Source organism: Nocardiopsis sp. NPDC050513, from assembly GCF_044457925.1.
Lineage (GTDB): Bacteria > Actinomycetota > Actinomycetes > Streptosporangiales > Streptosporangiaceae > Nocardiopsis.
Genome location: NZ_JBITHK010000005.1, coordinates 211,113 through 231,922 on the forward strand (window position 1 = coordinate 211,113; position 20,810 = coordinate 231,922).

Annotated in this window: 14 protein-coding genes; 7 read left to right on the forward strand and 7 right to left on the reverse strand. The window is 67.7% G+C overall.

The window, feature by feature from the left end:
• Positions 1 to 110: 110 nt before the first annotated feature.
• From ACIBFB_RS11220 to ACIBFB_RS11230, 3 genes are read right to left on the reverse strand one after another with little or no spacing between them, the layout of a single operon-like run.
• Positions 111 to 956 carry a helix-turn-helix domain-containing protein gene (locus tag ACIBFB_RS11220; protein WP_397228802.1) on the reverse strand — a complete coding sequence of 282 codons (846 nt, stop codon included), beginning with the start codon at positions 954 to 956 and terminating at the stop codon, positions 111 to 113.
• A complete protein-coding gene (locus ACIBFB_RS11225; RefSeq protein ID WP_397228804.1) occupies positions 953 to 1,480 on the reverse strand; it encodes a DUF6879 family protein in 528 nt (175 codons plus the stop codon). The genes ACIBFB_RS11220 and ACIBFB_RS11225 overlap by 4 nt, the downstream gene beginning before the upstream one ends.
• A 1-nt stretch (position 1,481) precedes the next feature.
• Positions 1,482 to 1,682, reverse strand: a complete 201-nt coding sequence (locus tag ACIBFB_RS11230; RefSeq protein ID WP_397228806.1) for a hypothetical protein — start codon at positions 1,680 to 1,682, stop codon at positions 1,482 to 1,484.
• A 185-nt stretch (positions 1,683 to 1,867) separates the two neighbouring features.
• Here ACIBFB_RS11230 and ACIBFB_RS11235 point away from each other — a divergent pair, with 185 nt between their 5' ends.
• From ACIBFB_RS11235 to ACIBFB_RS11255, 5 genes are all read left to right on the forward strand, one after another.
• Entirely contained in the window at positions 1,868 to 2,977 is a 1,110-nt protein-coding gene (locus tag ACIBFB_RS11235; protein WP_397228808.1) for a HesA/MoeB/ThiF family protein, read from the forward strand.
• Positions 2,974 to 3,462: an HIT family protein gene (locus ACIBFB_RS11240; RefSeq protein ID WP_397228810.1), complete on the forward strand. Its 489-nt coding sequence runs from the start codon at positions 2,974 to 2,976 to the stop codon at positions 3,460 to 3,462. Before ACIBFB_RS11235 ends, ACIBFB_RS11240 begins: the two co-directional genes overlap by 4 nt.
• Before the next feature lie 348 nt (positions 3,463 to 3,810).
• A complete protein-coding gene (locus tag ACIBFB_RS11245; protein ID WP_397228812.1) occupies positions 3,811 to 4,848 on the forward strand; it encodes a protein-L-isoaspartate O-methyltransferase in 1,038 nt (345 codons plus the stop codon).
• Between the two features lie 114 nt (positions 4,849 to 4,962).
• A complete protein-coding gene (locus tag ACIBFB_RS11250) occupies positions 4,963 to 5,262 on the forward strand; it encodes an NIPSNAP family protein (protein ID WP_397228814.1) in 300 nt (99 codons plus the stop codon).
• Between the two features lie 595 nt (positions 5,263 to 5,857).
• Positions 5,858 to 6,355 carry an RDD family protein gene (locus tag ACIBFB_RS11255; RefSeq protein WP_397228816.1) on the forward strand — a complete coding sequence of 166 codons (498 nt, stop codon included), beginning with the start codon at positions 5,858 to 5,860 and terminating at the stop codon, positions 6,353 to 6,355.
• A 113-nt stretch (positions 6,356 to 6,468) separates the two neighbouring features.
• On the opposite strand, the gene ACIBFB_RS11260 is transcribed toward ACIBFB_RS11255, so the two are convergent.
• Positions 6,469 to 10,860, reverse strand: coding sequence for a hypothetical protein (locus ACIBFB_RS11260; RefSeq protein ID WP_397228818.1), 4,392 nt, complete (start codon positions 10,858 to 10,860; stop codon positions 6,469 to 6,471).
• A 354-nt stretch (positions 10,861 to 11,214) separates the two neighbouring features.
• Positions 11,215 to 15,483: a BREX system serine/threonine kinase PglW gene (gene pglW / locus ACIBFB_RS11265; RefSeq protein WP_397228820.1), complete on the reverse strand. Its 4,269-nt coding sequence runs from the start codon at positions 15,481 to 15,483 to the stop codon at positions 11,215 to 11,217.
• A 304-nt stretch (positions 15,484 to 15,787) separates the two neighbouring features.
• Here pglW and ACIBFB_RS11270 point away from each other — a divergent pair, with 304 nt between their 5' ends.
• Positions 15,788 to 16,864, forward strand: coding sequence for a hypothetical protein (locus ACIBFB_RS11270; RefSeq protein WP_397228822.1), 1,077 nt, complete (start codon positions 15,788 to 15,790; stop codon positions 16,862 to 16,864).
• Here ACIBFB_RS11270 and ACIBFB_RS11275 read toward each other — a convergent pair.
• Positions 16,809 to 17,480 carry a hypothetical protein gene (locus ACIBFB_RS11275; RefSeq protein ID WP_397228824.1) on the reverse strand — a complete coding sequence of 224 codons (672 nt, stop codon included), beginning with the start codon at positions 17,478 to 17,480 and terminating at the stop codon, positions 16,809 to 16,811. The two genes, ACIBFB_RS11270 and ACIBFB_RS11275, sit on opposite strands and share 56 nt — an antisense overlap.
• Before the next feature lie 52 nt (positions 17,481 to 17,532).
• Here ACIBFB_RS11275 and ACIBFB_RS11280 point away from each other — a divergent pair, with 52 nt between their 5' ends.
• Positions 17,533 to 19,563, forward strand: coding sequence for a DUF2075 domain-containing protein (locus ACIBFB_RS11280; RefSeq protein ID WP_397228826.1), 2,031 nt, complete (start codon positions 17,533 to 17,535; stop codon positions 19,561 to 19,563).
• Positions 19,564 to 19,821: 258 nt separating this feature from the next.
• Here ACIBFB_RS11280 and ACIBFB_RS11285 read toward each other — a convergent pair whose 3' ends face one another.
• Complete coding sequence (locus ACIBFB_RS11285) at positions 19,822 to 20,781, reverse strand: hypothetical protein (protein ID WP_397228828.1); 960 nt, start codon at positions 20,779 to 20,781, stop codon at positions 19,822 to 19,824.
• Positions 20,782 to 20,810: the final 29 nt, after the last annotated feature.

The following is a 20,810-nucleotide window of genomic DNA, read 5'->3' on the forward strand; positions in this document are numbered from 1 at the left end:
TCGGCGAACATGGCGTATCGGGCGATGGTCGCTGATCGAACGGTCAGACGGCAGGACCGGTGAGGACTGTCAACCTGCCGTTCGGCATAGATGCGTCATCGCGGCAATCACTAGCCGGAGAAGCGCCCCAGGTCACGACGGATTCCCTCCACCAGTCGGGCGGCTGCGGGGCCCCGCACCGCTGAGCGCGTCAACTCCGCGAACACCCGCTGGTAAGGGGCGACCGCGTCGTCATCGGTCAGGCACAGCTCGGCACCGATCGTTTCCACCAGGACCTGGTCGTCGTCGAAGATCCAGAAGCCGTGGGAAGGAACCACGTCCATGCCGGTGTGCAACGGGATCACTCCGATCTCCGCCCGTCCCCGCATGATTTCCGCGATGACACGGGTCAACTGGTCGGCCATCACGTCCTCCGAACCCAGCCGAAGGCGCAGGGCGGGCTCCCAGAGCAGGATGTGGAAGGTCTTGTCCGGTAGGTCGAGGATCCCCTGGCGGCCCATCCTCGCGCGTACCGCCTCGCCACCGTCGTCGAGTGTGCGGTGCAGGCGCACCCCTCTACGGAACATGAACCGGGCGTAGTCGGCGGTCTGGAGAAGGCCGGGAACGCACGCCGACTCGAAGATCCGAAAACGGCGCGTGCGCTCGTCGAGTTCACCGTAAGCCCACTGACGCGGCCCGTGCCCGGCCGCCAGTTGACGGCGCCAGCTCGCGTAGTGGGTCTCCAGAGAACGCCGCTGCGCCACCAGTCCCTCGGCGGCTTCCGCACGCCCGCACACCCGCGCCCACGAGCGCAGATCCTCCACGCTCGCGGTCTGCTTTCCGTGCTCCAGCCTCGACACCTTCGAGGGGTGCCAGCCCAGGCGCGCGGAGAGTTCGCGACCGGACAGCCCGCCCTCGGAACGGAGTTCGCGCAGGCGGACACCGAGCGAGACACGGGCGGTCTGGTAATCGGTCATACGGCCTTGGACGCCATGTACTCGGTGAAGGTCAGCGCGTGGTGCCAGGCCGCGTCCCGGGCCCGGAGCGCCGCCAGGACCTGGCCGGGGTCCTCAGTGAGCCGCACCCCGAGAAACCGGTCGCCGTCGAACTCCAGGCGGGCCAGAGTGGTGCTGTCGAAGACCCAGAAGTCGAAGTCGGGCAGCTCCGCGACGATCGGGTGCTCGCGCGGCAGATAGCGGATGTCCTCCCCCACGCCCAGGTTGTAGGGGGTACCCCACAGTTCCCAGCGCAGGTAGTCCGAGGGCGGGTCGTCGATGAGCCGGACCCGCTCCATGCGCTTGCCGGTGGTCGACTCCTCGCGCACCATACGCAGCCAGGGGGTGAACCAGTCCAGGCCCGGATCCTTACCCGCGAGCCAGTCCTGGAAGGGGCGGTCCTCGTCGAGCTTGCCGTAGTAGGAGCGGGTCTCCAGCCGCCACGCGGTGTGGCGGTATCGGCGGAAGAGGTCGTCGAAGGCCTCTCCGCTGATGATCTCGCTCATCTCACTCCTTGGGGGCGAAGCGTGTCAACAGAGCGCGGGGAACGACGACGAACTCCTCGCCCTCAAGCACATCCGTCAACTGTTCCAGAGCCTCGGGGTCGGTCAGCCGGTCACCCTGCACCACGATGTCACCGGTGTCGGTCTCGTACAGCGTGGGACAACCACCGTTCTGAGACGTGGTCCCTATCTTGTGCAACCTCATGGGGGCATCCTCTCCGAGGGAACGGGGAGGTCCAGTCTCCCCGGCATCGCAGGACAGGCGCCAGGCCTTCCCACAGGCCGCGCGAGCAATTCCGAGCAACCTGCGGGTTCGGCGGAAGTGCCGGTCCTAGGGTCGAAGGAATCCCGCCCCGGCCATCACGTCCCTCGTCGAAAGGCGGCTCATCCGTGCACCCTTGCGCCCACCGCTCCGAGACCCCGCGTGTCCTGGCCCCCTACGTACGGATCGGCGTCCAGGCGCAGACCCTGTTCCTGGGCTTCGGATCGATCCGTCAGGCCATCAACGACCGTCGGCTCTGGAAACCGCTCGTTCAACTCGCCCATCACCACATGACTCCGCGCACACGTTCGGAGGCACTGGCGTTCCTCACCCAGTCGTGCGGCGTGGACGGGTCGTTGGCCGACGCGGTGATGCTGACGTTGGAACGCGACTCCTATCTGATCTCCGCGCACTCCTACGACCCCGCGGACCGTTACAGTCGGCACGCCCTGTTCTACGAGCTGTCCGGCGCTCAAGCCGATCAGGTACAGCAACGGCTGTCCCAGGCCCGTGTACTCCTGCTCGGCTGCGGCGGGATCGGCAACCTGGTGGCCGCCGCGCTCGCCACCGCCGGCGTTGGAGAACTGACCCTGGTGGACTCCGACCGCGTCGAACTGAGCAACCTCACCCGCCAGTTCCTGTTCGCCGAGGCCGATATCGACCTGCCCAAGGCCGAGGTGCTGGCCCGGGAGCTGCGGCGGCGCGATTCGACATGCCGTATTCGTTCCATCACCGGGGAAGTCACCGACGAGGAAAGTCTCGATGCCCTGCCCGAAGCCGACCTGGTCCTGGTCTCGGCCGATTCCCCCGGCCTCACCGACCTGGTCAACGCGCACTGCGTCACGTCCGGACGGGTCTGGCTGAACACCTGCTACGTCAACGACATCGCGGTGTGGGGACCGCTCGTGATCCCCGGAGTCACGGGCTGTTGGGACTGTCGTACGCTCACCGCCCGGCCACCCACCGACGAGCCAGAGCTGCGCGAGCTGATCACACGCGTCAACGGTCGCTACCAGGCGCCGTCCAACGGCCCGGTCGACATGCTCGCCTCGTCTCTGGCGGCACTGGACGTTCTACGACACCTGGGCGGGTTCGGTGAACCCGCGTCCCTGAACCGGCGTATGGGCGTGTGGACACATGAGCTGGCCCTTGATGAGCAACCCGTCGAACGCTCCCCCGACTGCACCGCCTGCGCCGGCGTCCGACCCGCCGTGCACCGACTTCGAGGAGCCCGTTGAACACCGCACCTTCCACCCCTGCCTGTGTCTTCTGCCGCATCGTGAGCGGGAACGCGCCCGCGCACCGGATCTGGGAGGACCCCTCACACGTGGCCTTCCTGTCGATCTTCCCCAACACGGAGGGGTTCTCCGTGGTCATCCCCAAGGCCCACCGCACCAGCTACGTGGTGGATCTGGAACCCCAGGAATACGCGGCCCTGCACCTGGCTGCCCGCGAAGTCGCCCGCCTCCTGGACGCCACCTTTCCCGACGTGGCGCGCACCGGGATCATGTACGAGGGCTACGGGGTCGACCACGCCCACGCCAAGCTCTTCCCCATGCACGGAACCGCCGGCAACGCGGGTGAGGACTGGCGGGAGGTGGTCTCGCCCGTCGACGGCTACTTCGACCGCTACCAGGGCTACCTGTCCTCCCACGACCACGAGCGCGCCGACGACACCTGGCTGGCGGGTCTCGCGGAGCGCATCAGAAACGCGGACCGCTGACACCCCCGGGGACACATACGCCGCAGGGGTGGTGCGGACGAACTTCGTCCGCACCACCCCGTGTCATGTCGGTCCTCGGCGTCGTCAGTTGTTGCCGTCGTCGTTCATCTCGGCCTCCTCACGTCGAAGGTGGTCGTGTGCGCGAAGACCATGAGCGGACCCGGGGTGCTCCATGGCCTCGAAACTCATCAAAGCCCTTCGCCGGACCCCTGCCAACGGCATTGCTCGACGTTGCTTCCGACGCCGTGCGGCCGACGCCCACCCGAGCCTTCGGGGGTATCGGGGCCGACAGAGCCCTGGCTCCCCATGTCGAAGAGAAGAACACTACGACCAGGGATGAGGAAACCGATGGCCACAAACCGTATCCAGAACGCCCTGGCCTCCGTGCCGGAGGAGTACTACACCAACCGTGAGGACGGCGGCCTCGTCCGGCAGAGCAGTTCGGCCGAGGCGATCACCGCCGGGCTGGAGCGCCTGGACGTGCGCCCGGGGATGCGGGTGCTGGAGATCGGCACCGGGTCCGGTTTCTCCGGGGCCCTGCTGGGCGAGCTCGTGGGTGAGGGCGGCTCGGTGGTCTCCGTGGACGTGGTGGACGACCTGGTCGTCCGGGCACGCGACCTGCACGCACGGCGGGGCGCCGACAACATCCGTGTCGTCACCGGTGACGGGGCCGAGGGCGCACCCGCCCACGCCCCCTACGACCGGATCGTGGCCTGGGCCAGCAGCGACCTGCTGCACCGGGCCTGGACCGACCAGTGCGTGCCGGGCGCGGCGCTGGTCGTCCCGGTCACGATCGCCCCGCTTCCCCGGGCCACCGCGATCGTGCGCGCCCACCGCGCACGCGACGGACGGTTGACGGCCGAGCGGCTGTGGCCGGGAGGGTACGTGGAGATGCACCCCGAGGAACTCACCCAGTGGCTGGTGCCGCCGCGCGGCGTGCACGCACAGACCGCCGATGAGGAAGGGAACCCGTGGTGGATCAGCGGCACATGGATCACCGGGGAGGACGCCGCCGCGAGGGCGCGGTCACTGGTGGACGCCTTGGCCGTCGGCGCTCGATTGGAGGAGGGGGCGCCGCTCGGCCCGGAGGAACCGGTCGCCGACTTCCACGCCTACCTGTACGCGACCGCCCCCGAAGGGCTGAGCATGTTCGGCCTGGGCACACGCGGCTGGGCCCCGGGGCACGCCTCCGCGGGAGGCGCCGCCGCGATGCTGGGTGACGGTCGGCTGCTCAGCACCGGGGACACCACCTCCGGGCAGGAGGTACGGCGGTGGGTCCACCAGTGGCGACAGGCCGATCGGCCCAGCGCCGGCGCGCTGTCCCCGGTCCTGGAAGAGGCACGCGACGGCTGGCTCGTGCGCGCCCGTGTAGGCACTCGCCGCTAAGGCGAACAGAGCCACATCCAACACGCGCTTCGCGCTCTTGGCCGTCCCTCACATCCTTGACGGGAACACTCAGGACGGCCGAAGCCGCACCGACCACCCCGGAAAGGCAGCACCGTGCCCGCCACCACACAGGTACGCACCTACACCGTCCGCGAGGGCCTGCTCGACGAGTGGGTCCGACGCTGGAAGGAGGAGATCGTCCCCCTGCGCCTGAAGTTCGGCTTCTCCCTCGGCGGTGCCTGGATCGACCGCGAACGCCGCCACTTCATCTGGGAGATCTCCTACGACGGCCCCGAGACGTTCGCCGAGCGCAACCGCCGGTACTGGGACTCCCCCGAACGCGAGGCCATGGACCTGGACCCGAAGGACTACCTGGTCTCCACCGACGTCCGCGAGGTCACCCGGGTCTACTGACCGGGCCCTCTTCCTCACCGACCGCGAGCAGGGGCACGCGGCACCAGTCGGCCGGGCTGCGGAGCGGGAGGAACAGGGTAAGGCGAGGCGGAAGCCCCAGGTCGCCTCGGTCGCCGTGGCCGCGATAGGCCACGACCGCACCGGGCTCCTCTACCACCGGTGCGGCTCAGCGATCATGAACCGGTTCCGCGAAAAGGGTTGCGGGCCGGATGACGTGGCGGTCTTCGCGGCAAACGGTTTCCCTGGCAACCCGTGCCACTACACCCTCACAAGAGACTTCGTTGCACTTTTAACATTAAAAGGAGCAGAATCACATATATCGAGCCTTGAGCTACGGGGGTGTCCGACATGCCGCTGCGGAGGGACATGCCGGTGGACACAACAATGCAGGTCTTCCTCAGTGATGAGGAGGCCCCGGCCCAGCGCCTGGACGAGCTAGCGGGCCGCCTGAGGCGCGAGCTGCTCCTGCTCGACGTGCACGACGTCGTCCCTCTCCCGACGGGGAATGCTCCACCGGGAGCGCGCGGAGTCGGCATGGCCGAGATCGGCGCGCTGCTGGTGAGCCTCGGCCAGTCCACGACCGCCGGTTCCACAGGTGCCGCCGACGGCACCCTCCGCCGCACCGCCCTCGTCCCCGTCCGTCAACCTGCGGGGGCGGTTCGCCGCCAGGGCCGTCGACTACGTGTTGGTGTTCCTCTTCGCGCTAGGAGCCGTCTGCTGTGCCGCGGCGGTGGCGTCATTCGTCCCTGAGTCGAACCGCGCCACGGACATCATTGCCGGAACGGTCGTCGCCTTCCTCTTCCTCTGGTGGGGCCTGCTCCTGTTCCTCTACGACTGGGTGTTCCTCCGGTGCTGGGGCGCGACCTTCGGCAAGATGCTCGTGGGCATCAAGGTCGTGGACGCACGCGGCCATGGCCCGCTCTCGAACAGGAAGGCGGCGGGCAGGACGGCCTTCTTCGGGCTGCCGCAGACGATCCCGCTGCTGGGGAATCTCGCTGCCCTCCTGGAATCACTCGCCGCGCGAACGGATCCGCGCGGCCAGGCCCTGCACGATCAGAGCGCGGGAACCCTGGTGGTGCGTGCGCGGAAGTGAACCCGACCCCCTGCTTCCCCACACCGCGATGGCGCCCACGTGGTCCAGTTCGAGCCGACTCTTTCCCGAAGAACACGGTTCGGCTTCGGGCCGTCCACGCCGAGGACGACCAGTCACGACCTCTCCAGCTTGACCGCCCACGCCTCGGGACCGTCGTATCGGAAGGCGATCAGGGCAGAAACGGGCCAGTTCTCGTGCGTTCCACGGATCAGCCCCGCACGGTTCGGCACGGTGAAGGCCTGGATACCCCGGCCGAAGTCGATGGTCCCCGATGCCCGGCTCGTGATCTGGGAGACACGGCCCCTGAGGCGGGTGAGGTAGGGGGGCGGCGGATCACCCTCACGACGGTTCCAGTCCCACAGGTCCCGGTGGGCGACCAGTCGTCCCAACTCGTACCCTTCACGTAGCCACTCATAGGCTGTGGAGTGACGGTTGGGGAAGCCCGACGTACGCTCGCGGCAGTGTTTCAGTTTCTCCTCGTACTCCCGTATGGCCGAGTCCTGGCCCTCGAGTACACGTAGACACGCGAGGACGTAGTCATAGAAGAGTGACTCCCTCGTGCGTTCCATCCGCGCCCAGTTGCTGACATGGTCCGCGGCCCTGTCCAGGGAAGCAGGGAGAAACCGTGCCACCTGTAGCCACTCGCGCAGACTTCTGAAATCGCGGGGATCGTCCGTCAGGTTCTCGTTGAGAAGATCAACCACCTGGCGGATGTCACGTTGCGACGCTGATTTCCAGGAACTGTTGTTCCGCTGACGGTAGGCGCGCACGAGACGACGACGGACCGAGGGCTTGTGGGTGTCGGGCCGGTCCAGAAGGTTCCGCCACCCCTGCAACAGCACCTGGAAGTCGTCGTAGAGCCGGCGGAGTTCCAGCATGGTCTCCTCGGCCATGCGCGAGAGTCGGTCGGACCCACGGATCTCCAGAACCGCGTCAAGAGCGTCCTCGGCATCCTCCAACAGCGCACGGTACGTTCCCGAGTTCGACCGTTGTAGAAACTCGGAACAGGTCTTGGCTTTGGATTGCTTGAAGCCGAACTCGATGACCCTGATGCACATCTGGGCCAGGGCGATGTGACCGTACTCACTGGACTCATCCAGATTGGACGATTTCTCGAACGACTCACGAGCGGATTCAGCGAGTTCGAGAATCCTCTTTTCTCGGATCGTCGCTTCTTGCTGGTAGGAGATCCGATTCTCACTGACGGAGCTGATCTCGTTGCGGTACACCATTCCACGCATGTGATGCAGACGAGGATCGTTCGGTCCCAGGGAAAGGGCCTTGTCCACAGCCTTCAGAGCACTGTTGAAATCCCGCGAGTCGTAGGACAGAAGACGACCGTAGTGCCCCCAGTAGTGGGACTCGTTCGGGAACGCCACGACGAGGGTACTCATCAACTCCTTGCGTCCCGGCGCCGACATCTGCCCGAGGAGTTCGGTGTACGTTCCGACCTGACGAAGGTCCACGCGCTCCGGGGCGTCCCGCATGATGAAGAGACGGTCCAGGAGCGTCTTCATGTCGTCGGGGAGTTGGTCCGGGAAGACGGTGCCCGCGTGCGTGATGAGCTTCGCGCACCAGGTGGGGAGTGCTGCCTTCCAGTCCTCGGGGCCCGTCGCCGCACCCGACACCAACAGTTGCCGAAGCACCTCCTCGGCGATCAGGCTGTGGGACAGGCGCCACATGCCCTCCTCTTCCTCGATGAGTAGTGGCAGCAGCCTGTCATCGACGTGTTTGCGCAGTTCGACAGTGTCGGATGGGGCCACCCCGAGCAGGTCGGCGAAGAGGTCGGCCGGTACCGCTACCCCACTGAAACGGTGGGCCAGTGCGAGCAGTACACAGATCTCTCGGTCGACATCAGAGATCCGGTCCAGGAACTGGGCCACGTACTCGGGCAACCCCTCGAAGTCCTTGTTGAAGGCCGTGAGGGCGAAGAAGAAGGGAACGTTGTACCCCGTCTCGCGGGTCGCCAGTTCGAAAAGGGCCTCCTCCCGGTCCGGAACGAGTTCGGCGAAGTGCCGCGCCATCTCGATACGTTCGCTCTGCTTCATCCTCCCGATCCTCAGGCTCCGCTGGGACGGGGACTGCGGCGCGCCTCCGGCAGCGGCGCCGGTCACCGGTTCGGCGCGTCGTGTGGTGATCAGCATGACGACTGGAACACTGGTCGCACGCAGCGACTCGTACAGCCTCTGCTGGGACGACTCCGGAAAGAGTTCGAGAACGAGCAGAACCGGGCTGCCGGTCGCGGAGGCCAGGTCAGAGACCAACTGCGTGATGACGGCGTCATCCTTGCTGCCCCGGACCACGGCTGCGGGGAACTCGTCCTTGAGCGTCCACGCCACCCGACGGGCGACGGTCGTCCCCCCGGCACCGGGTGCGTGGCCGAGCATCATGCGCAGCGTGTCACGCTGTTCCAGGGCACCGCGCACCTTTCCGATGAACTCCTCGGTGGCCGGGCGCGGTAGGTCCAGTTGGAGATCCAACTCGAACCAGGTGATGGGACGCCCACGGTAGAAGGCCCCCACTTCGAAATCACCGGTTTCCGACTCCATCCCCACACCGGAGTGCAACAGGACGGCCGTGTCCTCAAAGCGGGACAGCAGGTCGCCGGGGACTTCCATGGTCCCCTTCTCCGTGGGAATCCGGGGGCTACGGCTCTCCTGCCCGGCGGCGGAAGGCGTTGGCAGGGCGCCAACGAGATCAGAGGGCGCGCAGGTGAGGGGTTCGGCCTCGTACTCATCAAGGCTGCCCGCGCCGTCCATGGAGACCGAGATGATCCGCACCCGGTCTCCGAGGGAGTCGATGCAGGCCTCCACCAGACTGCGTTCGGCGCTGCGGCCCTCACCGAAACAGACGACCGTCGCGGGCCGTCCGGAGTGGCGATCGAGTGCGGCAAGCGACTCGCGTACGAACGGCAGGTAGGTCGAGCGCCAACGTCGGAGCTCCTTGGCCGGCGAGATCGGGTTCACGTCCCGGATTCCGGCAGCCGCAATCCACGTTGTGCTGTTGCGACCGAACATCTTGTCCTGGTCGGGCAACAGAAGGCGGTGGATCCGGCCGTCCCCGGCAGAGGTCGCGACCTTCCAGCCACCGTCGACGTCGGTGTTCGGGTTGAGTTCGACGACCAGGTTCCATCCGAGCTCGGCGAACTTCCGACAGGTGTCCTCGGAGAAGGAGGCCGAGTTGACCACCGCGATGGTCGTCCGACGGGAGCTCCAACGGTCGCACGCCTCGACCATACGGTCCACGGCGGCCGAGACCTCGGGCGTGGTCTCGGCCGTCTGTGCCAAATGGCAGCGAGGCGCGGGCACGTCGGGCGAACGCAGATCGTGCCGGGCGAGGAACCGGCCCAAGGCGCTGCAGGACAGCCTGTAGTACCACGCCCGCTCCCTCGCCTCGACCGTGGTGTAGCGGAGAGCGAAGAGCAGGGCGTTCCCCGAGATCGACAACAGGTACTGGTCCTGCCAGTCATCGAGCATCGACAGCCGTTCGGCGTACTCCTCTCCAGCTTCGGCGATGTCGTTGGCGAGGTTGAGCAGCCCCTGGACCTGCAGTCCCGCCTCGGGGCGCGCGTCGGGATCGACCAGGAACTCGGCCAACGCGTCGCGCTGATTGTCCGTCAGTTCCGGGAGTTCCCTGAGGATGAGGGACAGGGTCAGGTGTGCGGGATCCCGGGAGAGCGGTGCTTCACGCTCGTACCCCGAAAGGTCGATCAGCTTGTACTGCGTGGCTTCGACGGCTGTTCCCACCGGTACCAGGATGTTGTCGGCGTGGAGATCCCCGTGGGCCCGACCGAGGATCGCCATCACATGGCCGTTGGTGAGCCCCCGCCAGTCGGAGAGGTCAAGCCATGCCGCGATGTTGGGGACGACCTCCTCTTCTCGCGCGAAGGTGATCCAGAGCGGCATCCGCCCACCCGACGGCTCGAACACCAACTGGCCAGTCAGTGCTCGAATAGGCCCGTTCTCCCCCAAGCGTGTGCCGAGATGGCTCCTGAGGAAGTCCCTGGGCGTCATACGTCGAAAGTCCGCAGGAGCGGGATTCCATTCGCCAAGGACCGAACCCGCCACGAGGCCGACACACTCCGGTAGTTCACGGCCGCGATGGGTGGAGAGCGGACGGACGTTGCGGATGCTTCCCCCGGCGACCTCCTGGAACATCACCTTTCCGCCACCTGGCACGTTGACGGGACCGACGGGTTGTTTGACCAGATGCCGCTCCGCGAACTCGGGGGTGTCGTCGAGAGCTTTGTTGTGCCTGGTCGGCTCACCACCGCTGAGAGCCCCCGGAGGGCACACCTTCATGACGACCTTGCCCTTGAAGACAGGTCCGTACAGAGCGACGAGAGCCAACGCCGCACCGCTGTTTCCGGAGGTCAGCCAACGGTCGAAGGTGATCTGTGTCCTGTCGCTCTCCTGCCACTCCTGGAGAGCGGTCACCACACCATCGCCGACCCCCGACTGCCTCAGCTGATCAGCGAGCGCGGATTCCTCTGTCGCTTTCGCCATGCACCTGACCTTCCAGCACGCATCAACGCGGACATTAGACTCCCTTTCTGGATATCTTGCAATAATGCGTGACCACATCGATACGATCACCGGACATATGAGACATAAGAGTATTTAAATCAGCAAAGCCTCTCTGCATGACTTTTCACATGAATACCACAAGGACGAACAAGAGAGGCGTCCCATGAGCGCCGGCGTACACTCGCCCACCACGACGAGCAACACGATGACGACCACCAGTAACTTCTAGCGGTCAGGAAGAACGCCTTCCCCGTAAGCGCAGCACTCGCGGAGGGGTGCGGGTCGGTGGTGCGTCACCCGACTCCGAAGCCCCCTCCCTGGGAAGAGCCGCCCTCAGACCAACGCCGCATCGGGCGCGGAGAACCCCCTGGGCAGCAGCACCTGCTCGGACTCGCCGATGATGCCCGCGGAGCGTCCGTCCAGGGCGGCGACGGCCTGCGGTCCGCGCATCGGGCACAGCAGCCACAGTCCGTACGGGCTGCGGTTCGCCTCGCGGGCCTCCTGGACCAGGGCGCCCAGCAGGGCGCGGCCCGGCTCGTAGCGCGCCAGCGGGGTCGCCCGGTACAGCAGCACCACGCCGTCTCCGGAGGGCGCGTCGGCCCCCGCCGCCCGCACCCGGTCGCCCAGGCGGCGGAACACCTCGGCGAGCATCCGGTTGAACGGTTCGGGGCGGCTGTTGTCGGCCTCGCTCAGGATGTCCCAGTTCAGGGCGCTGCCCATGCCGTCCATGACCTCGTCGACGACGTGGACGAACTCGGCGGAGACGTCGAAGGGCACCACACCGGGCATCCGCCCCAGCGCGTGGGCCGCCCGCTCGGTGTCGGGCATCCACGTCTTGACCGCCCGGTAACCGCCCCTCGCCACGGCCCGCGCCAGGCGGTTCCACGTCTCGACGGATGCGGCGTCGACCAGGTCCGGCTCGTGCTGCCCGGTGTGCGTGGAGGGCTGGTAGGTGGTGACCTCCGGCTCCAGGTACCAGCACACGGTGCCGCCGACCCGGGTCTCCTGGAGTTTGGGGTGCCGCCGCCTGAGCAGCGCCCGCAACCGCTTCTCGCCGGGCCTGGGCAGCGCCGGGAACCGCGACAGGACCCGGTCCTGGATCTGTTCCGGAGTGATTCCGGGCTTGCCCAGGTAGCCGACGGCCTGGGTGATCCTCAGAGCACGCTCCAGGTCGAGGTCGGCCGGGTAGAGCTCCAGACGCGGAGTCGCCTCGGCGTTGCCGGACGCCGCCGCCGCGATCTGCACCAGAGCGGTGTCGGTGAACGGCTCCATGCCCTCGGGAGCGTCGACTCCGCGCAGCGCCTCCCTGACCGCGGTGGGGCTGGGCAGGAGGTCGGCGTCGCCGAGGGAGACGAGTTCGTCGGCGCGCAGCCCGAGGAGTTCGGCGTAGTCGAACAGGTCGCCCTCGACCGGCACCCGGGGGTCATCGTCGATCACCTGGGCGGCCAACACCCTGCGGTCGTACCGGCGGACCACGAACCGCTGCTCGACGCGCTGTTCCTCGTACTCGGTGACCACACGCACGGCGGCCAGGGCGTAGACCGAGCGTTCGTCGCCCTCCAGGGACGAGCCGCGCAGGCTGAGGAGTTCGGCGGCGATCTGTCCGACCTCGCGGACCCGGCTGTTGCGGGCCAGGATGTCCACGACGTCGTCGCGCACCGAGCCCAGCAGGGAGGCGTTCTTACTCCAGTAGGTGTGCGCCTGTCGCAGGCTCTCGTCCACCAGGGAGCGAGGGATGCCCAGCGTGCGGGCGACCTCGCGTCGGGTGGGCCACCAGTGCTTGCGGCCCTTGCGCCCCTCCGGGATGCCGACCAGCTCCCGCACCACGCGCACCCACTGCCGGTTGGCGTCGGTGGTGGTCGGGAGGAACTGGCGGATCACCTGGTCCAGGACGGCGTTGCGCTTGACGTCGTCCCCGGCGCCGGTCGGCAGCTTGGCCCGGGTCGCGACCGCGTACTCGGCCACGTCCAGGCGCCTGCGCCACTCGGAGGCCCTCTTGCGCAGCTCGTTGCGGACGGCCAGGGGGACACCGCGCATGTGGGTGATCTCCCGGACCGGTTTGCTGAGCAGGTCTCCGACCTTGTCGCAACGCAGGAGGCGCTGTGCCGCGTCCAGCGCCAACGGTGTGAGGCCAGCCAGGTGCAGGGGCGTGTCCAGCGTGGCGGCCCCGGCGTTGCGCAGCCGGGTCTCCTCGCTCTCCTCGACCTGGTCGGTGACCGATCCGGAGAGGAAGGCGGACTCCCAGGCGTCGCGCATGTCGGCCAGCGTGCCGAAGCGCTGCCGGTGGTCCCGGTGCAGGGCCCGGTGGAAGAACGCCACCAGGGCGGAGCGGCTCTGCTTGGGCAGGGCCTCCTCGGCCAGACGGGGGACCACGACGTCGTCGCCGAGGAACTCCGGGCCCACACCGTCGTCGTCCCAGACCGGGAGCTCCCCGGTGGCCATCTCGTGCAGGGTCACGGCGACCGCGTAGCGCTCGGCCGCGTCGTCGTAGGGGCGGTCCCGCCCCAGGAAGGGGTCGAGGTAGCCGCGGGTGCCCGCGCTGACGCTCTCCACGGACGCCTGGGACAGGGAGAAGTCGAACAGCACCAGGGCCCGGCCCTGTTTACGGGTCTCCCGGACACCGAGGTTGGCGGGTTTGATGTCGCGGTGGAAGACCTCGTGCTCCTCCAGGTGCTCGACCGCGTCGAACAGGTGCCGCCCGAAGCCCAGCAGCTCGCCGGGGCCCAGGGCTCCCTGGCGGGACAGGTAGTCGGCGAGAGTGCTCTCCCCCGCGCGCTCCAGCGGCAGGATGGTGCGCTCACCGATCTCCAGGACGCCGGACGCGCTCTCGTCGCCCGTGGCGGCCAGCGTCACGATCCTGGTGCTCCCGGCGACGGTGCGCAGGGTCTCTGCCTCGGCGCGCAGGGCCTTGGCCGCGGACTCCTGGTTGAGGGCGACCTTGTAGACGACCTCCTCCGGGCGGCCGTCGCGCCCCATGAGCAGGGCGCGGGCGGTCGCCCCCTTGCCCAGGACCTCACGGACCTTCCAGCCCTGGACGACCTCGTCCCCGCGACGGGCGTCGAGGGGGTCGGTGATGGTCTCGGGAAGGGTCAGGTACTCCTCGACCTGGTCGAGCATGCGCAGGAAGGCCTGCACGTTGGCCAACCGGTCGCTGGGGGAGCGCCGGGTGGACTCGCGGACGAGGGTGTCGAGCTGGGGCACGACGTCGTCGCTGATCGCCGCCGGGGTCAGGCAGCCGTGCTCCTGGATCCGCTGACTCAGCTCGCTCCGGTCGCGGCCCGGCGGTCGGCCGGTGAAGACCAGGTAGGTCAGCGCCCCGAGGCCGAAGATGTCCTGGGGGGCGGCGCGGCCCGTGTAGTCGGGGAACTCCGGGGCGAGGTAGGCCTCGGCGGCCTTCTCGACGTGCGCGGCGAACGCGCGCCCGCCCAGCACCTCCTCCAGGTGGGAGGTGCCCGCGCTCGAGGAGGTGTGTCGGGTGTGCACGCCGCCGCGCAGCCGCAGGCTCTCCCGGGAGGCGACCTGCCAGTCGGCGATGTACAGGCGCGGGTAGGCGCCGTCCATCTCCACCCACACGCTGCGGGCGGCCAGGGCGCGGTGGTAGAGGCGGTTGCGGTGGGCGTGGTTGACCGCCTCGGCGAGCTGGCGGACCATCTCCATCCGCGTGTCCACGTCGAGGCCGTCCCCGTGCTCGGCCATGAAGTGGTCCAGGCGCTGCCAGGAGGAGTGGTGCCGGAAGACGACCGCGGGGCCGAGGTCCTTGCTCGACTCCTCGATGACCCCGAAGTACTCGGCCTTGACGATGCCCTCGTGCGAGATGCCCTCCAGGGACATGTACTCGCGTTTGGCGGCGCGCTCGACCGACCGGCGTTCGTCTTCGCTGTCGGTCTCGCCGTAGTGGTAGAGGCGCACCCGGCTGGTGCCGCCCAACCGCTGGTGCCTGGCCTCGTAGTCGGTCCAGGTGGGCCCGCTGTCGAAGGACCGCTTCTCCAGGGTGTACTCCCCCAGGGTCAGCGCCCGGTCCATGGGCATGACCCCGATCGTCTCCATGAGTCGGGAGACGTTCTTGAGGAAGCCGGGGTCGACCTGGCTCTGCGGGGCGCCGAGGAGCCCGCTCCAGATGCCCGGCAGGGAAGTCTGGTGCTCCAGCCCCTCGCGGCCGTAGACCTTGGCCTTCTGCACCTCGTCGAAGTCGCAGCGCAGGCCCTCGTCGGAGAGGAACACACCGGCCTCGATGAAGGGGACCCTCACTCCGCGCAGGCCGAGTTTGTCGACCGCCCACTGCAGGCGGCTCTTGAGCTCCTTGGCCTTCAGGTCGGTCAGATGCAGCGGGTTGGTGATGGTCCTGCGGTGCCCGTTGGTGAAGATCCACTCGCTGCCGTGGTTGGCGGCCCGGCCCTGGTGGCTCTTGATCTCGACGAGGAAGACCCCTCGGGGGGTGACGGCGAACAGGTCGCACTCGCGGATGCGCTGGTTGCGGGCGGTGAAGGTGAACCCGGCCCAGGCCCGGTAGGGCTCCCGGTCGGGGAAGTGCGCGCGGACGTGTTCGAGGGCGGACTGCTCCCAGGGGAACTCCGAGGGCCTGCCCCACCATCGGTTCGCCATCCGGCTCCGCCTTCCCGGTTCCGTGCTGTACAGCGTCCCCAGCATAGAGCCGTCCCCCGACACGCATGGGGGTCATCGGTCCCGAATCCGGCCGCATCGCGCGGCGCGACGAGGGAGTCGAATCTGGCCGAATGTGGACACTCATGCTCCGTTCCGCGCCCGTCAGGGAACGCTACGCACAGTTCCCCGCGCGGACACATGAGGTGAAGCGGTGCCCCCACCCCCTGGGCAGACCCCGTCTCCGACCCCCGACAACGCACCCACCGACCCGCTGGCCCCGGTTCGGGGCCGGATACTCCTCCACGTGAAGGACACCAAGCACTCCCCCTTGGGTCGTGTCTCCGCGGCGGCCAGCGGTGTCGTCTTCTCCGGCAGGAAGGCGGCGTCCCGGCTGTCCGATTTCCGCCGCATCCACGGACACGACTGTCCCACCGTCCTCGACCCCACGAGGTACGAGGACCACATCGCCACACCCGACGCCCCCTTCACGTTGGACGGCCTGGGTGTCCTCGGTGAACCGAGCCTCGAGGAGGCCTTGGCCCTGCTCACGTGCAGTCCCGCCACACTGGTCCTGACACCGTCCGGGTTCTTCCGGGCCGATGCCGACGGTGAGACCGCCATCAAGGAGGCGGCCCGGCGTATCGATGACCTGGACACGGGAAACGTGGTCCTGGCCCTTCCGTTGGAAGCGGCGTGGCTGGCCGGGGATCCGACGCCGTTGGTCGAGATCCTCCGGCGGACGCGGACGCCCAAGGCCCTCATCCTCGGAGGGAAGGGCAACCCCGTCAGCTCGGTCGCGAAGGCGGAGGCCCTGCGGACGATCGTGTCCCACTGCCCTGACACAGCGCTTCTGCGCTCCGACCTCGCGGGCGTGGACGCCATGGTGCACGGGGCGTCGTTCTCCTCCATCGGCGACACCTCCTCCACCCGCTACACCCCGCTGCCATGGGGCAGGCCATGGAGTCCGAAGCCGAAGGACAGCAGCCCGAACGTCCTGAACCCGCATCTGTTGGACTGGATGAGAGGATCAGGGCTCGCGGAGTACGCGGACCACGAACTCCTGTGGTGCGCGTGCGCGTTCTGTACCGGATGGGCGGCCGACCGGAACCGTCAGCCGCCGGTACGGTCCCTGGGCGAGTTGCACGACCCCGCGGACGAGCCCGATGCCCGCGCGCACAACATGGCGGTCTGGTCGGAGCTGTGGGCCTACCTGGCGCACGACGGATCTCGGACCGGGGCCCGGAACAGATGGACGCGGCTGTGCTCTGATGCGGTGGACCGCCACAGGGAGTACGACGGGCGACTCGGCACGCGCTTCACACGGTTCAGGGCACCCTCAGTGCTTCGCCACTGGGCTGGGCGGTCGACGAAACGCAGGTGAGCTCCCGCTCGCGCAGGGCCATGTACACGTGCTCGGCGAGCCTCCACCGCAGGGCGGCCACCGCATCGGAAGACCGTGGCGGCGGCTCGACGAGGGTGCGCGGGCGGCTCCCGTCCACGACGGCCAGGCCGACACCGTGGTAGTCGGCTTCCAGTAGCGCCGGGACAGGATCGCCCGGCGCAGAGTCGCAGACAGCCATCCGCCGCGCGGCGGGACCGAGGTGGCGAGCGCGGTCGAGCGCGTCCTGCCAGTTCTCGCCGGGGACGACGACCAACTCCAGATCGACGGGGACGTCAGCGAGCCTCAGGACGTGACGGTTCCTCCGCCGAAGAGCCCATCGCGGCACCGCCGGCAGGATCGCCCTCTCCCTCGCCGTGAGGGAGTCGACGGGAATCCACGCACCGAGCGGCAGTGTCTGGAGGACCTCGAAGACGCCGAGACGGCTCACCAGGCTCCGGTCTTGAGCGGCTCTCAGCCTCCGCTGCTCGTCATCCGGCTGGCAGACGGCCACAGCATCGATCCCCCGGAAGCGGAAGCCGACGGTCTCCCGCTCTCTTCCCGGACGATCCGGCGCTCCGTACGCGAGGCCGAGGATGTGCTGTCGGTCGAGTGCCATGCGCAGCAGTGTGTCAGAGACCTGACCGCCGTGTTCCCGCCGGGATGAATCTGTGGAATCTGCCCAGACCCATTCGTGCGATGACCTGGTCATCCCTTCTCGCACTCACGGTCGTTTCGCCTCTGAGGTCACGTATGAGCAGATTCTTCCAGTAAACCTGGACATAATCAGTCATATACCGACGTTCACTCCGGGAAGGGACGAGTCAGTGGGTCTGAATCCCCTCTACCGCGGGACGGCCATCGAGGTCAGAGACACCCTCGAGGGCGGACGGCTCATCCCTGAAATGGCGAAGGAGCTGTACAGACTGACGGGGAGGTCGCCGAGCCCCGGTGAGGCCAGATCCTGGGAGAACAGCATTCTCCATGTCTCCGAACTCCTCGCCGAGGCCGGACTCGGCGATGTCCAGATGCTCCTGGAACTCAAGCTCCCCATCACGGACGCCCGTATGGACGTGGCCCTCGTCGGCTCATATCCGGGCACCGGGGACATGGCCGTCGTCATCGTCGAGAACAAGCAATGGTCCCGGGTGGGACTCGAGCCGGGATCCGAGCTCGTGCGCGTCGACTACACCGAACACGCGCAGGTCCACCCGGCCAACCAGGCGTGGGGGTACCGGCAGATGATGGTCGGCTTCGTCCCACTGCTGCGGATAGCTTCGGTGAGGTGTGTCGCCAACCTGCACAAGGCGGACAAGGAGACGCTGGAGAGCATCTCCATCGCGGAGCTTCCCCACGCGGAACCGGACCCCCGATACACACGGATGTACGGTGCCGACGATCGGGAACGCTTCATTCGGGAACTACGCTCCGTCCTGTCCCCGGAGAAATCCGAATCCCATGCGAAGGAGCTGCTCGCCGCGACAGTGCGGTCGACCGAGCCGCTGATGGCCTCCGTCGCCAGAGGTCTGGGGCGGCGCTCCGTCTTCCCCCTCGTGGACGAACAACGCGAAGCCTACGACTACGTCCGAGCCCAGGTCGAGCGGGCCCGTTCGGAACAGCACAAGGAAGTCATCGTCGTGGAGGGCGGCCCCGGCACGGGCAAGAGCGTGATCGCGCTCGAGCTGATGCGTGCGTTCAACGCACAAGGCGTGGACGCCGTCCACGCCACCGGCAGCAGATCGTTCACGAGAACGCTCAGAAAGAACATCGCACAAGGCCGGAATGCCGACAGCAGGAAGTTCGCCTACTTCAACAACTTCTCCCAGGTCAACAGCAACCACATCAATGTCATCATCGCGGACGAAGCTCACCGGCTCAGGGCACAATCCGCGAAGAACTCGAAGAGACCCCAGGTCAGGGAGTTGATCGAGGCCGCGCGCGTTCCGGTCTTCCTCCTGGACGAACGACAGGTCGTACGCTCCTCGGAGGTGGGATCGGTCGAGCTCATCCGTCAGGCCGCCGCCGACCTGGGTCTGGGTTTCCACAGGATCAACCTCCGCCACCAGTTCCGCTGCGGAGGCGCGCCCGAGTACATCGACTGGATCGACCGGCTCCTCGGCTTGGACCCGGAGGACGGACCCCAGCCGTGGACTCCCCTGGAGAACTTCGAACTGCGCGTCGCACCCACCCCCTCGAGCATGGAGGACTTCCTTCTGCGAAGGACGCGGGAGGGCGCGGGGGCCAGGATCGCGGCCGGATTCTGCTGGCCGTGGAGCGCCCCCCGGCACCACCGCCTGGTGGACGATGTCGTCATCGGTGACTGGCGCAGGCCGTGGAACGCCAAATCAGACTCTCCACTGGGAAGGATTCCCCCTTCGGACCTCTGGGCGACCGACCCCGGCGGTTTCGGACAGATCGGCTGTATCTACACCGCCCAGGGGTTCGAGTACGACTACGCGGGTGTCATCTTCGGCGGCGACCTCGTCTGGCGTGGGCAGGGATGGGCATCCGACCCCAGAGCCAACAAGGACTCCCAGGTCAAATCCGAAAGGAACTTCGACGAGCTCGTGCGCAAGATCTACCGGGTCCTGGCCACGAGAGGCCTGAAGGGCGCGGTTCTGTACTCCACGGACCCCGAGACGAACGCCTTCTTCGCCCGGCTCGGCGTCCCGCGCCTGGACGCGAACGGAGGCCGGCTGTAAGCGTGCACCGCCGACACGGATTCCCGCGAAGACATGCATACGGCTGGTAGTCGGGTTCGGTGTGCTCCGAGACCTTGCCCGGGACATCTCCACCGGATAGCCCTCGGAATCAACGCCGGCAACGTCGGCCTTCTCCCGCGGGACGCGCTCCAGATCCACGCGCAGGGCATCTGCCGGGCACAGGAGGCAGGAGAAGGCCTCGGCGAGGTCATGGCGGACCTCGTCGGACGTTGAGGGCCCGCCATGGCCTGGGGCGGCTCAGCGCCCTTTCACGTTGGCGATGTTCTCGCGGTGCCAGGCGAAGTACGGGGCACTGGCGTCGCTGTAGGCCAAGCATCGCGTTCCGACCCGGCCGACGGCGGTCGACAGGTCCGCGGAGGCCCGGACCGCGTCCGACGGACGGATCGATCCGTCGGAGGCCACGTACACGTATCCGTGTTCGAAGAGGGAATCGCAGCCGAGCACACAGGCGAACATGACGTTGTTCAGATCCCTGCGCTCGTGGTGGAGGCTCCTGCTGCGGCGCTTGATGTGGGCCGTGTGCACCAGCCGTTTGGGGAGCAGCAACTGGCACAGGTCGCAGGGGACCTCCGTCCTCCCGTCGAGTTTCCTCGCCCGCACGATCTTCTGTTCCCGTCGGGCGAGCGTGTAGGAGGGAACGTCCAGAGCGGAGGGTAGGTCGAGGTTCGCGCTGTCCTCGGGGTCCTCCTCGTCGAGCGGTTCGCCGCCGTACTCCTCGAGCACCTCCTCCAGCACCCGCTCCATGACGGACTCCCTGCTCCCGGGAAGCTCGGGCGTCCCGTTCCTGATGGCGGACATGCGCAGGGCCTCGATGCCCTCGGGGCCGATGTCGTCGCTGGTGACGTCGTACCGGGTCTCCTCGATCTCCAGGGGCACCCGGTAGGGGTAGGAGGTCTTTCCGTCCTCGTCGTCCCACACCTTCTCCGCGTCCTGGTAGAGGCCGCCGGTGAGGCGGGCGACCACCAGTGTGGGCACCGTCCTGCTCTGCGCCTCCGAGGCCTGGATACGGCCGAGCCCGAGGTGTCCCAGGCACAGCCGGTCTCCCTCCTTGAGGGACTGGAGCACCGGGTGGTAATCCGTCCCCACGATGACGTCCGGTTTCCAACCCCACACCGATTTCCGGATACCGGTGTCCAGGTTGCGGCTGCCTTTGACCCCCACGTACACGTAGGCGGTGGTCACAGCGGTCACCTCCACGAATGCGCTCCTGACGCCACGAGGCGGAT

Bases quoted from the DNA above. Each gene is read 5' to 3' on its own strand.
- ACIBFB_RS11230 (WP_397228806.1), bottom strand. From the start codon at position 1,682: ATGAGGTTGCACAAGATAGGGACCACGTCTCAGAACGGTGGTTGTCCC.
- ACIBFB_RS11260 (WP_397228818.1), bottom strand. From the start codon at position 10,860: ATGGCGAAAGCGACAGAGGAATCCGCGCTCGCTGATCAGCTGAGGCAG.
- ACIBFB_RS11220 (WP_397228802.1), bottom strand. From the start codon at position 956: ATGACCGATTACCAGACCGCCCGTGTCTCGCTCGGTGTCCGCCTGCGC.
- pglW (WP_397228820.1), bottom strand. From the start codon at position 15,483: ATGGCGAACCGATGGTGGGGCAGGCCCTCGGAGTTCCCCTGGGAGCAG.
- ACIBFB_RS11245 (WP_397228812.1), top strand. From the start codon at position 3,811: ATGGCCACAAACCGTATCCAGAACGCCCTGGCCTCCGTGCCGGAGGAG.
- ACIBFB_RS11275 (WP_397228824.1), bottom strand. From the start codon at position 17,480: ATGGCACTCGACCGACAGCACATCCTCGGCCTCGCGTACGGAGCGCCG.
- ACIBFB_RS11225 (WP_397228804.1), bottom strand. From the start codon at position 1,480: ATGAGCGAGATCATCAGCGGAGAGGCCTTCGACGACCTCTTCCGCCGA.